The sequence below is a fragment of the Streptomyces sp. SID5469 genome, assembly GCF_009862865.1.
Taxonomy (GTDB): Bacteria; Actinomycetota; Actinomycetes; order Streptomycetales; family Streptomycetaceae; genus Streptomyces; species Streptomyces avermitilis.
Genome location: NZ_WWIN01000001.1, coordinates 8,178,769 through 8,191,218 on the forward strand (window position 1 = coordinate 8,178,769; position 12,450 = coordinate 8,191,218).

12 protein-coding genes are annotated in these 12,450 nt (G+C 71.0%); 11 read left to right on the forward strand and 1 reads right to left on the reverse strand.

The window, feature by feature from the left end:
• The first annotated feature begins 83 nt into the window (after positions 1 to 83).
• The 9 genes from mltG to nusB all read left to right on the forward strand — a co-directional run bounded on the left by mltG (position 84) and on the right by nusB (position 9,270).
• Complete coding sequence (gene mltG / locus GTY58_RS35575; RefSeq protein ID WP_010988250.1) at positions 84 to 1,901, forward strand: endolytic transglycosylase MltG; 1,818 nt, start codon at positions 84 to 86, stop codon at positions 1,899 to 1,901.
• A complete protein-coding gene (locus GTY58_RS35580) occupies positions 1,898 to 2,734 on the forward strand; it encodes a shikimate dehydrogenase (RefSeq protein WP_010988251.1) in 837 nt (278 codons plus the stop codon). Before mltG ends, GTY58_RS35580 begins: the two co-directional genes overlap by 4 nt.
• Positions 2,735 to 3,123: 389 nt before the next feature.
• Entirely contained in the window at positions 3,124 to 4,308 is a 1,185-nt protein-coding gene (gene aroC / locus GTY58_RS35585; protein WP_010988252.1) for a chorismate synthase, read from the forward strand.
• Positions 4,305 to 4,820, forward strand: coding sequence for a shikimate kinase (locus tag GTY58_RS35590; RefSeq protein ID WP_010988253.1), 516 nt, complete (start codon positions 4,305 to 4,307; stop codon positions 4,818 to 4,820). The genes aroC and GTY58_RS35590 overlap by 4 nt, the downstream gene beginning before the upstream one ends.
• Positions 4,817 to 5,908, forward strand: a complete 1,092-nt coding sequence (gene aroB / locus GTY58_RS35595; protein ID WP_010988254.1) for a 3-dehydroquinate synthase — start codon at positions 4,817 to 4,819, stop codon at positions 5,906 to 5,908. Before GTY58_RS35590 ends, aroB begins: the two co-directional genes overlap by 4 nt.
• A 166-nt stretch (positions 5,909 to 6,074) precedes the next feature.
• On the forward strand, positions 6,075 to 6,965 hold the full coding sequence (locus tag GTY58_RS35600; protein WP_010988255.1) for a Pro-rich N-terminal domain-containing protein: 891 nt from the start codon (positions 6,075 to 6,077) through the stop codon (positions 6,963 to 6,965).
• Between the two features lie 135 nt (positions 6,966 to 7,100).
• Positions 7,101 to 8,207: an aminopeptidase P family protein gene (locus GTY58_RS35605; RefSeq protein WP_010988256.1), complete on the forward strand. Its 1,107-nt coding sequence runs from the start codon at positions 7,101 to 7,103 to the stop codon at positions 8,205 to 8,207.
• 59 nt (positions 8,208 to 8,266) lie between these two features.
• Positions 8,267 to 8,833 (forward strand): elongation factor P, encoded by a 567-nt coding sequence (efp, locus tag GTY58_RS35610; RefSeq protein WP_010988257.1) that lies wholly within the window; start codon positions 8,267 to 8,269, stop codon positions 8,831 to 8,833.
• A 2-nt stretch (positions 8,834 to 8,835) separates the two neighbouring features.
• The gene (gene nusB / locus GTY58_RS35615; protein ID WP_010988258.1) at positions 8,836 to 9,270 is read left to right on the forward strand and encodes a transcription antitermination factor NusB; all 435 of its coding nucleotides are present in this window, start codon (positions 8,836 to 8,838) and stop codon (positions 9,268 to 9,270) included.
• Between the two features lie 769 nt (positions 9,271 to 10,039).
• Here the strand turns inward: nusB and bldD are convergent.
• The gene (gene bldD, locus GTY58_RS35620; protein WP_006379429.1) at positions 10,040 to 10,540 is read right to left on the reverse strand and encodes a transcriptional regulator BldD; all 501 of its coding nucleotides are present in this window, start codon (positions 10,538 to 10,540) and stop codon (positions 10,040 to 10,042) included.
• A gap of 265 nt (positions 10,541 to 10,805) precedes the next feature.
• On the opposite strand from bldD, the gene pyrR reads away from it, so the two are divergent.
• Positions 10,806 to 11,384 (forward strand): bifunctional pyr operon transcriptional regulator/uracil phosphoribosyltransferase PyrR, encoded by a 579-nt coding sequence (pyrR, locus tag GTY58_RS35625; RefSeq protein WP_010988260.1) that lies wholly within the window; start codon positions 10,806 to 10,808, stop codon positions 11,382 to 11,384.
• Between the two features lie 86 nt (positions 11,385 to 11,470).
• Positions 11,471 to 12,448 carry an aspartate carbamoyltransferase catalytic subunit gene (locus tag GTY58_RS35630; RefSeq protein ID WP_010988261.1) on the forward strand — a complete coding sequence of 326 codons (978 nt, stop codon included), beginning with the start codon at positions 11,471 to 11,473 and terminating at the stop codon, positions 12,446 to 12,448.
• The last annotated feature ends 2 nt before the right edge of the window (positions 12,449 to 12,450 follow it).

A 12,450-nucleotide genomic window follows, 5' to 3' on the forward strand; every position in this document is an offset into this window, starting at 1 on the left:
CAGTCGCCGCACAGCAGAAGAGGCGGAACGGAGGCGGTGCCACAAGCGCCGTACGACCGCCGCCTCGCGGCTCTAGGGGATCGATGACTGAGTATGGCCGGGGCCCAGGCTCCGAACCGTGGCATCCGGAGGACCCGTTGTACGGGGACGGCGGATGGGGAGGACAGGAGCCCCACGCGGCCCAGTCCGCCTACGGCGGCCAGCCGCAGCACTATCCGCAGCAGCCGCAGCAGCAGTACGGCGACTGGGGCAACGGCCAGCAGGCCGGGTACGACCAGGGCGGGCAGCAGTACGAGCAGCAGTACGCGGACCAGGGGCAGCAGTACCCCCAGCAGAACGCGGCCCAGCAGCAGTACCAGCAGCACGCCGCCCAGGGGCAGCAGCACAACCCCCAGAATCACCAGCAGCACGACCCTCAAGGTCAGCAGCAGCACAACCCCCAAGGTCAGCAGCAGTATGCCGACCAGACTCATCAGCAGTACGGCAACGGCGGCTGGGAGACCGGGGCGCACCCCCAGGTCCCGTATGCCGCCGATCCGGCCGACCCGTACGGGGGGCAGCCCGCCGCGTACAGCGGTGAGCAGCCCGACTTCTACGGCACGCCCGACGCCTACCCGCCCCCGGAGCCGCCCGGTCGGCGCCGCGCCGAGCCCAAGCCCGAGCCCGAGCCGGAGACCGACTGGGACCCGGGCCCCGATGAGGGAGAACACGCCTTCTTCGCGGGCGGCGGCGACGATGACGACGACCTCGACGACGAGGCCAAGGGCCGCGGCGGACGAGGTGACCGCCGTGGCCGTGGCGATGGCAAGGCAAAGAAGCGCCGCAACGGATGCGCCTGCCTGGTGGTCGTGCTGGTGTTCGGCGGTGGCCTCGGCGGTGTCGGGTACTACGGCTGGCAGTTCTACCAAAATCGTTTCGGCGCGGCACCCGACTACGCGGGGGACGGGACGGGCGAGCAGGTGACCGTCGTCATCCCGAAGGGTGCCTTCGGGTCGGTGATCGGCCAGAAGCTGGAGGAGGCCGGGGTCGTCAAGAGCGCCGGGGCCTTCGTCTCCGCTCAGGCGACGAATCCCGACGGGGACAAGATCCAGCCGGGCGCGTACACGCTCAAGAAGGAAATGTCCGCGAAGAGCGCCGTCGAGCTCATGCTCAGCCCCAAGAGCAAGAACAACCTGACGGTCTACGAGGGCCAGCGCAACGCGCGGGTCTACACCGCGATCGACACGCGTCTCGGAGTCAAAAAGGGAACCACCAAGGGCGTCGCCGAGAAGGAATGGTCGACCCTCGGGCTCCCGGACTGGGCGAACACCGACAAGGACATCAAGGACCCGCTGGAGGGATTCCTCTACCCGTCCACCTATCCGGTCTCCAAGGGCATGAAGCCCAAGGACGTCCTGAAGGAAATGGTCAACCTGGCCAAGGACAAGTACGCCGCACTGGGCATCCAGGCGAAGGCCAAGGACCTGAACCTGAAGAATCCGCTCCAGGTCCTGACGGTCGCGAGCCTCGTCCAGTCCGAAGGAAACTCCAAGAACGACTTCGAAAAGGTCGCGCGGGTCGTCTACAACCGTCTGAAGCCGGACAACACCGAGACCTACGGCCTCCTCGACTTCGACTCCACGGTGAATTACCTGCGCGGCGAATCCAAGCTCGCCACCGGTTCGGTCAACGACCTGCGGAAGATCAACGACCCGTACAACACCTACAAGATCAAGGGTCTGCCGCCCGGACCGATCAGCAACCCCGGTGATGTGGCGATCAACGCGGCCCTCAATCCGGCCAAGGGCAACTGGTACTACTTCGTTTCGATCAGCGCGGACAAGACGCTTTTCGCCGAGACCAACGAAGAGCAGAACCGCAATCGCGAGAAGTACCTCGAAGAGCAGAAGAACGGACAATGACGGGCACCGACAGCAAGCGCCGAGCCGCCGTACTCGGGTCCCCCATCGCCCACTCCCTCTCCCCGGTGCTGCACCGCGCCGCGTACGCCGAGTTGAGGCTGAGCGACTGGTCGTACGACCGGTTCGACGTGGACGAGGAGGCGCTGCCCGCCTTCTTCGGGAAGCTCGGGCCCGAGTGGGCGGGGCTGTCGCTGACCATGCCGCTGAAGCGGGCCGTCATCCCGCTGCTCGACGAGATCACCGAGACCGCCGCGTCGGTGGAGGCCGTGAACACCGTGGTGTGCACGCGGGACGGGCGGCGCGTCGGCGACAACACCGACATCCCGGGGATGGTTGCGGCCCTGCGTGAGCGGGGCATCGAGCAGGTCGACTCCGCCGCGATCCTCGGCGCGGGCGCCACCGCCTCGTCCGCGCTGGCCGCGCTCGCCCGGATCTGCACCGGTGAGGTCGTCGCGTACGTCCGCAGCGAGGCGCGCGCCGCCGAGATGCGGCAGTGGGGCGAACGGCTCGACGTCGAGGTGCGTACCGAGGACTGGGCGCAGGCGGCCGAGGCACTGCGGGCCCCGCTGGTCGTCGCCACCACCCCGGCCGGTGCGACGGACGCGCTGGCCGCCGCCGTTCCGGAGCGGCCCGCCACGCTGTTCGACGTGCTGTACGACCCCTGGCCCACCGACCTGGCCGCGCGCTGGTCCGCGTACGGCGGCGCCGTCGTCAGCGGGCTGGACCTCCTGGTCCACCAGGCGGTGCTCCAGGTCGAGCAGATGACGGGGCGCTCGCCGGCTCCGCTGGACGCCATGCGGCGGGCGGGGGAGCACGCGCTGGCGGCCCGGTAGCCGGTCCGTCAGCCTGCGCGGCGGCTGCGGCGGCTTGGGCAGGTATTTGGCCACCGCGCCTTCTCGAACGACAGCGTCCGCGCGAAGCTGAAGACGGCGACTCCCTCGCTCGACGTGCTCGGCGCGATGGGACAGAAGTCCGGGGCAGAAGACCGGGCCGCTGCGGCACGTACGTCCGTATCCGGGAGGCGATGGGGCGCGGCGGCCCGGACGGAGTGAGCCGGCCGTCCGTCGCAGCGTCCGCCAGATGGACCTGGGGCCGGTTCTCGCCACCGGACGTGGGAGGATCGGACCTGGCGGGCCAGGGCCGCGCACCCGGTCGCGCCGTCGCCGTACGCGAGGACGCGCGTACGCAGGGCAGTACCAGGGCGCGAGTATGAGGAGCACCGTTGAGCAGGTTGCGCTGGCTGACCGCGGGGGAGTCCCACGGTCCCGCACTTGTCGCGACGCTGGAGGGCCTTCCCGCCGGCGTGCCTATCACCACGGACATGGTGGCGGACCACCTGGCCCGGCGGCGCCTGGGCTACGGGCGCGGTGCCCGCATGAAGTTCGAGCGCGACGAGGTCACCTTCCTGGGCGGCGTCCGTCACGGTCTCACCCTCGGCTCGCCGGTCGCGATCATGGTCGGCAACACCGAGTGGCCCAAGTGGGAACAGGTCATGGCGGCCGACCCGGTGGATCCGGCCATCCTCGCCGACCTCGCGCGCAACGCGCCGCTGACCCGGCCCCGGCCCGGTCACGCCGACCTCGCCGGCATGCAGAAGTACGGCTTCGACGAGGCCCGCCCGATCCTGGAGCGCGCCTCCGCCCGCGAGACCGCGGCCCGTGTCGCGCTCGGCGCGGTGGCCCGGTCGTACCTGAAGGAGACGGCCGGGATCGAGATCGTCTCGCACGTGGTCGAGCTGGCCGCCGCCAAGGCCCCGTACGGCGTCTACCCGACCCCCGCCGACGTCGAGAAGCTCGACGCCGACCCGGTGCGCTGCCTCGACGCCGACGCGTCGAAGGCGATGGTCGCGGAGATCGACCAGGCCCACAAGGACGGCGACACCCTCGGCGGTGTGGTCGAGGTCCTCGCGTACGACGTACCGGTGGGCCTCGGCTCGCACGTGCACTGGGACCGGCGTCTGGACGCCCGGCTCGCGGCCGCGCTCATGGGCATCCAGGCGATCAAGGGCGTCGAGGTCGGCGACGGCTTCGAGCTGGCCCGGGTGCCGGGCTCCAAGGCGCACGACGAGATCGTGCAGACCGCCGACGGCGTCAGGCGTACCACCGGCCGCTCCGGCGGCACCGAGGGCGGGCTGACCACCGGTGAGCTGCTGCGGGTGCGCGCCGCGATGAAGCCGATCGCGACCGTGCCGCGCGCGCTGGCCACCATCGACGTGGCCACCGGCGAGGCCACCAAGGCCCACCACCAGCGCTCCGACGTGTGCGCGGTCCCGGCCGCCGGCATCGTCGCCGAAGCCATGGTGGCGCTGGTCCTGGCCGACGCGGTGGCCGAGAAGTTCGGCGGCGACAGCGTCCCGGAGACCCGGCGCAACGTCCGCTCGTACCTCGACAACCTGGTCGTGCGGTGACCGTTCCGCGCGTCGTCCTCGTCGGCCCCATGGGCGTCGGCAAGTCCACGGTGGGCGCGCTCGTCGCCGAGCGGCTCGGCTGCGCCTACCGGGACACGGACGACGACATCGTGACCGCCGAGGGCCGCACCATCGCCGACATCTTCGTCGACGAGGGCGAGCCGGTCTTCCGTGCCATCGAGAAGCGGGCGGTGCACACGGCGCTCGCCGAGCACGACGGCGTACTGGCGCTCGGCGGCGGCGCGATCCTCGACGCGGACACCCGCGCGCTGCTCGCCGGGCACCGTGTCGTCTACCTCTCGATGGAGGTCGACGAGGCCGTCAAGCGCACCGGCCTCAACGCGGCCCGGCCGCTGCTCGCCGTCAACCCGCGCCGGCAGTGGCGGGAGCTGATGGAGGCGCGCCGCCACCTGTACACCGAAGTCGCCCGCGCGGTGGTCGCCACCGACGGCCGCGGCCCCGAAGAGGTCGCCCAAGCCGTCCTCGACGCACTGGAGTTGAAGGAAGCATGAGCGAGGCAGTCACCCGGATCCACGTCGGCGGTACCGCGGGGACGGACCCGTACGAGGTGCTGGTCGGCCGACAGCTCCTGGGCGAACTCGCCGGTCTGATCGGGGACAGGGTCAAGCGCGTCGCCGTCGTCCACCCCGAGGCGCTCGCCGAGACCGGTGAGGCGCTGCGGGCCGACCTGGCCGAGCAGGGGTACGAGGCCGTCGCCATCCAGGTGCCGAACGCGGAGGAGGCCAAGACCGTCGAGGTCGCCGCCTACTGCTGGAAGGCGCTCGGCCAGTCCGGGTTCACGCGCACCGACGTGATCGTCGGCGTGGGCGGCGGCGCCACCACCGACCTCGCCGGATTCGTCGCCGCCACCTGGCTGCGCGGCGTGCGCTGGATCGCCGTCCCCACCACCGTCCTCGGCATGGTCGACGCGGCCGTCGGCGGCAAGACCGGTATCAACACCGCCGAGGGCAAGAACCTCGTCGGCGCGTTCCACCCGCCCGCGGGCGTCCTGTGCGACCTCGCGGCGCTGGACTCGCTGCCGGTCAACGACTACGTCTCCGGGCTCGCCGAGATCATCAAGGCCGGCTTCATCGCCGACCCGGCGATCCTGGAGCTCATCGAGGCCGACCCGCAAGCGGCCCGCACTCCCGCGGGACCGCACACCGCCGAGCTGATCGAGCGCTCCATCAAGGTCAAGGCCGAGGTCGTCTCCGGCGACCTCAAGGAGTCGGGCCTGCGCGAGATCCTCAACTACGGCCACACCCTCGCGCACGCCATCGAGAAGAACGAGCGCTACAAGTGGCGGCACGGCGCGGCCGTCTCCGTAGGCATGCACTTCGCCGCCGAACTCGGCCGTCTGGCAGGCCGGTTGGACGACGCGACGGCGGACCGGCACCGCACGGTCCTGGAATCGGTCGGGCTGCCGCTGCACTACCGCTACGACCAGTGGCCCAAGCTGCTCGAGACCATGAAGGTCGACAAGAAGTCACGCGGCGACCTGCTCCGCTTCATCGTCCTCGACGGGCTCGCCAAGCCCACCGTCCTCGAGGGCCCGGACCCGGCCGTCCTGCTCGCCGCGTACGGCGAAGTGGGGGAGTAACTCCCGCTCGGGCCCGGCCCGCCCGATGTGCCTCTGCCGACGGGCACTTCGGCCCTTCCCCGGCCGTTCACACAACGGCGGTCGGGGACGGTACCGTTCGGTGGCGAGCGGGGGTTCGAGCCCCGCTGCCAGCGTCAATTGCCTGTACGAGACGGAGTGGCACCGGATGCAGCACGCAGTGGGAGGTCCGCTGCCGCCGCCCCACCACGCGGGGCACCAACCGGCGACCGGTTGGTTGTCGGCCGCACATCACCCGGGCGCGCACCCGGGTCCCGCGCCGGCGCCCCCGCCAGGTCCGGCACCGGCGCCCCCGCCCGGTTTCGCGGGCGCGCCGGTGCCTCCGGGGCCGCCGCACACGCAGGTCCCGCAGCATCACGCGCCCCCGCAGCACGTCCCCGTGCCGCCCGCGCCGGACACCACGGGCCATGTGCAGCTACCGCCCGGCGGCCCGGTCCCCATGCCGAGCACCCCGCCCGCCGTGGGTCCGGCCGACGCCACGTCCACCACACTCGCCGTGCTGCTCATCGGCCCCGCGGGCGCCGGAAAGACGAGCGTCGCCAAGTACTGGGCGGACCACCGCCGGGTCCCCACCGCGCACATCAGCCTCGACGACGTACGCGAATGGGTGCGCTCGGGCTTCGCCGACCCGCAGTCCGGGTGGAACGACCATTCGGAGGCGCAGTATCGTCTCGCCCGCCGCACCTGCGGCTTCGCGGCCCGCAACTTCCTGGCCAACGGCATCTCGTGCATCCTCGACGACGCGGTGTTCCCGGACCGCCCGGTCGTCGGCCTCGGTGGCTGGAAGCGACATGTCGGTCCGGGGCTGCTGCCCGTGGTGCTCCTCCCGGGCCTCGAGATAGTCCTGGAGCGCAACGCCGAGCGCTCCGGAAACCGCCGTCTCACCGACGAAGAGGTCGCCCGTATCCACGGCCGGATGGCCGGCTGGTACGGATCCGGGCTGCCGATCATCGACAATTCCCAGCTCGACGTACCGGCGACGGCCCGTGTCCTCGACGAGGTGCTGGCCCGCTCCATCGCGAGCCCGCCGCAGTGGTGAGGCACCGCTGAGCGGGCGTCGGTGACGACGCCCGCAGGCGGCCGGCCCCGGCCGCCGCACCCGGACGGAGGTCCCCGCCGCCCGTCCGGACCCGTTGGACCGGCGGTATCCGGTCGGCGCTCGTAGGCTCGGGTCATGTCAGAGGTGTACGCGGCCCGCCGGGAGCGGCTACGGGAACGGTGTACGGCGGGTGGCAGCGCGGCGGCGTTGATCTCCCGTCCCGCCAATGTCCGCTATCTCGCGGGCGCCGCGCCGCAGGGCGCCGTACTGCTGCTGGGCAAGGGCGAGGACCTGCTGCTGTGCACGGGTCCGCCCGGCGACCAGCCCGCCCAGGGCCGGCTCGACGAGGCGCTGCGGGTGCAGCTGCTGGAGCGGCCCGGCGGTGATCCGGCGGTCGCGGCGGCGGACTGCGCCGGTGCGCAGGGCGCCGAGTCGCTGGCGGTCGAGGAGCACCACCTCACCGTCGCCCGGCACCGGGCCATCAGATCGGTGGCGCCCCGGCTGCGCCTTGCCGATGTCGGGGGCGCGGTCGAGCAGCTGCGCGTGGTGAAGGACGAGGAGGAGATCTCCTTCCTGCGGATCGGCGCGGAGATCGCCGACCAGGCCCTCGGTGAACTGCTCGAATCGATCCTCGTCGGCCGCACCGAGCGCCATCTCGCTCTCGAACTGGAACGCCGGCTCGTGGACCACGGGGCCGACGGGCCCGCCTTCCCGACCTCCGTCGCCACCGGCCCGAACTCCGGCCGGCGCGGTCACCGGCCCACCGACCGGCGGGTGGAGGAGGGCGACTTCCTCTCCGTCTGCCTCGGCGCGACGTACCACGGCTACCGCTGTGAGATCGGCCGGACCTTCGTCATCGGCACCTCGCCCGCCGAATGGCAGATCGAGCTGTACGACCTGGTCTTCGCCGCCCAGCGGGCCGGACGTGAGGCGCTGGCACCCGGCGCCGCCTACCGTGATGTGGACCGCGCGGCCCGCCAGGCGCTGGAGTCCACGGGCCATGCGGAAGGCCTTCCGCCGCTGACCGGACACGGTGTGGGGCTCGAAATCGACGAGGACCCGCAGCTGGCCCCCGCGGCCATGGGTAAACTGGACGCTTGCGTGCCGGTCACCGTCGAACCGGGGGTCCACCTCCCGGGCCGGGGCGGTGTCAGGATCGATGACACGCTCGTCGTACGCCCCGAGGCGGACGGCGGACCCGAGCTACTCACCATCACGACCAAGGAACTGCTCGCGCTCTAGCCCTCGAGCTACGCGCGTGTCCCGGGGTCGTCCACGTCAGTCCAGGAGATTCCGCAACCGTGGCTTCCACGAACGACCTCAAGAACGGCCTGGTGCTCAAGCTCGACGGAGGCCAGCTCTGGTCCGTCGTCGAGTTCCAGCACGTCAAGCCCGGCAAGGGCCCGGCCTTCGTGCGCACCAAGCTGAAGAACGTGCTCTCCGGCAAGGTCGTCGACAAGACGTTCAACGCCGGCGTCAAGGTCGAGACGGCCACGATCGACAAGCGCGACATGCAGTTCTCGTACATGGACGGCGAGTACTTCGTCTTCATGGACATGGACACGTACGACCAGCTGATGGTCGACCGCAAGTCCGTCGGCGACGCCGCCAACTTCCTGATCGAGGGCTTCACGGCCACCGTCGCGCAGCACGAGGGCGAGGTGCTCTTCGTCGAGCTGCCGGCCGCCGTCGAGCTCGTCATCCAGGAGACCGAGCCGGGCGTCCAGGGCGACCGCTCCACCGGCGGCACCAAGCCCGCCACGCTGGAGACCGGTCACCAGATCCAGGTCCCGCTCTTCATCACCACCGGTGAGAAGATCAAGGTCGACACCCGCACGAGCGACTACCTCGGCCGGGTGAACAGCTAACCGTGGCTGCCCGCAACACGGCCCGCAAGCGCGCCTTCCAGATCCTCTTCGAGGGCGACCAGCGCGGCGTGGACGTCCTGACGGTCCTGGCGGACTGGATCCGGCACTCCCGGACCGACACCAGGCAGCCGCCGGTGAGCGAGTACACGATGCAGCTGGTCGAGGGTTACGCCAAAAAGGTGAACCGGATCGACGAGCTCATCTCGCAGTACGCCGTCGGCTGGACGCTCGACCGCATGCCGGTCGTCGACCGCAACATTCTGCGTCTCGGCACCTACGAGCTGCTCTGGGTCGACGAGACGCCGGACGCCGTGGTGCTCGACGAGGCGGTCCAGCTCGCCAAGGAGTTCTCCACGGACGACTCCCCGGCCTTCGTGAACGGCCTGCTGGGCCGTCTGAAGGAGCTGAAGCCGTCGCTTCGCCGCGAGGAGGCGTAGCGCATCACCGCGCAGGACGGCAGGACCGGGTCGGACCCGGGAACGGTCGCCGTCCGTTCAAGCCGCACGGAGGGGCCCGCAGCAGACGCTGCGGGCCCCTCCGGCGGTTACGGCGCCGCCGACGGGCCTTGGCGGCCTGTCGTTGGCGTGCCGTGCCGCTGTCGCGGGAGGAGCCGTGCATGACGCGCTGCAGGGCGTAGATGCCCACCGAGCACGACCTGCGCGAGTTCCTGGACGCGATCCTGGACGGGCCCTCACTGCCGCTGCTGCTGCCGGTGAGGGCCTGCTCCTGCGGGCTGCGGCTGGCCCCCCCGGGGGACTTGAGGGGCGTCGTTTTGGCCTTTCCGAGCTCCGGGACTTGTAGGGGCGCAGTGCGCTGCCGAGAGCCCGGGGAGCTATGAGCGGGCCGACGGCTGCCACGGGTTTCCGGAGGCCGGGAGTGAGCCGTCGGCCGTTGTCGGGACCCTGGGGGCGGGAGTGGTCCCCTCGGCCGTTCCGGGTCCCGGGGGCCGGGGGATCCCTTCGGCCGCTTCAGTCTCCGGGGGCGGGAGTAGGCCCCCTCGGCCGCATCGGGTCCCCGGCGGCATGAGAGTGACCCCTCGACCGCTACGGGCCCCCGGCGGCGAGAGTGGCCCCTCGGCAGGCCACAGGTGCCCGCGGCTCGGAGAGCGCGCCGTACGCCCCGCAGCCGTACGAAAAACCGCCGGGGTGGCCGGAAACCTCTCGGTTCCGGCCACCCCGGCGGCACGTTTCTGCAGCGTCCTGCCCGTCAGCCCTCTTCGTGGGAGACGGCGCGGCGCGCGTCCGCGTCCAGGACGCCCCAGCTGATCAGCTGCTCGGTGAGGACCGAGGGCGACTGGTCGTAAATGACGGCGAGTGTGCGCAGGTCGTCCTGGCGGATCGACAGCACCTTGCCGTTGTAGTCGCCGCGCTGGGACTGGATCGTCGCGGCGTACCGCTGGAGGGGGCCCGCCTTCTCGGCCGGGACGTGGGCCAGGCGCTCCAAGTCCAGGACCAGCTTCGGCGGCGGCTCGGCGGCCCCGCCCGGTGTGGTGCCCGGCAGCAGCTCCTGCACCGGAACCCCGTAGAAATCCGCCAGCTCGGCAAGACGCTGTACGGTGACGGCGCGGTCGCCGCGCTCGTACGAACCGACCACGACCGCCTTCCAGCGTCCCTGGGACTTCTCCTCGACACCGTGGAGGGAAAGGCCCTGCTGGGTGCGGATCGCCCGGAGCTTGGCCCCGAGCTGTTTGGCGTATTCGCTGGACATATAGCTCCCCGGACGCTGGAACATGTGCGGCTCCGCCGCGTGGCTGGTAACTCACTGTGAGGTTACGCAGCGTTACTCTTCCCCGTCAAGCCGAATGGTCCGGACCGACCCCTCCGTGGTAGACGACGTGCAGTGACGCCATTGGAGTGACCCGCGGCGCCAGGGGGGTGATCAGGCCCCTTGCGGGGGCTGGTAGCGTTGGTGGCGCAATTCCGACGTCCTTTAATGATCCGTCCCGTGAGGCGGAGAAGGAGGTCCGTTTCATATGGACACCCAGCAGTACGAGTCCGATGCGCGGCCCGTTCTCGAAGGCTCCGACATCGCGCGGGTACTGACCCGCATCGCCCACGAGATCGTCGAGCGCGCCAAGGGCGCCGACGACGTGGTGCTCCTCGGCATTCCGACCCGAGGCGTCTTCCTCGCCCAGCGGCTCGCCGCCAAGCTCGAGGAGATCACCGACCGCAAAGTGCCGGTCGGCTCGCTCGACATCACCATGTACCGCGACGACCTGCGCATGCATCCGCCGCGTGCGCTGGCCCGCACGGACATCCCCGGTGACGGCATCGACGGCCGCCTGGTCGTCCTCGTCGACGACGTCCTCTTCTCCGGCCGCACCATCCGCGCCGCCCTCGACGCGCTGAACGACATCGGCCGCCCGCGCGCCGTACAGCTCGCGGTCCTCGTCGACCGCGGTCACCGCGAACTGCCCATCCGCGCCGACTACGTCGGCAAGAACCTCCCCACGTCGTTGCGGGAGACGGTCAAGGTCCTGCTCGCCGAGGAGGACGGTCGCGACACCGTGCTGCTCGGTGCGAAGCGGACCTCCTCGGGCGCGCAGCAGTAGCACTCGGCCGTACGCCCCTGAGTGCGCCCCTGCGCGCACGCATGCCCGAATCCTCCCGAACTGAACTGCCTTACGGAGCCTGACAGATGCAGCGTCATCTCATCTCGGCCGCCGACCTCACCCGCGACGACGCCGTCCATCTCCTCGACACCGCCGAGGAGATGGCCCGGGTGGCGGACCGGCCGATCAAGAAACTGCCGACCCTGCGCGGCCGCACCGTCGTCAACCTCTTCTTCGAGGACTCCACCCGCACCCGGATCTCCTTCGAGGCCGCCGAGAAGCGCCTCTCCGCGGACGTCATCAACTTCACCGCCAAGGGATCCAGCGTCTCCAAGGGCGAGTCGCTCAAGGACACCGCCCAGACCCTGGAGGCGATGGGCGTCGACGCCGTCGTCATCCGGCACGGCGCTTCCGGAGCCCCGTACCGGCTCGCCACCTCCGGCTGGATCGACGCGGTCGTCATCAACGCCGGCGACGGCACCCATCAGCACCCCACGCAGGCCCTGCTCGACGCCTTCACCATGCGCCGCCGGCTCGTCGGCCGGGACGCCGGGCTCGGCCGGGACCTGGCCGGCAAGCGCATCACGCTCGTCGGTGACATCCTGCACAGCCGCGTCGCCCGCTCGAACGTGGACCTGCTGCACACCCTCGGCGCCGAGGTCACCCTGGTCGCCCCGCCCACCCTGCTGCCGGTCGGCATCGAGTCCTGGCCCTGCGAGGTCGCGTACGACCTCGACAGCACGCTGCCCAAGTCCGACGCGGTGATGATGCTCCGCGTCCAGCGCGAGCGGATGAACGCCGCGTTCTTCCCGACCGAGCGCGAGTACTCCCGGCGCTACGGCCTCAACGGCGACCGCATGGCGAAGATGCCCGAGCACGCCATCGTGATGCACCCCGGTCCCATGGTCCGCGGCATGGAGATCACCGCCGAGGTCGCCGACTCCGACCGCTGCACCGCGATCGAACAGGTCACCAACGGCGTCTCGATCCGGATGGCCGTTCTGTATCTGCTCCTTGGCGGCAACGAACCCGCCGTCAGCCACACCCGTATCGAGGAGAAGTAAGA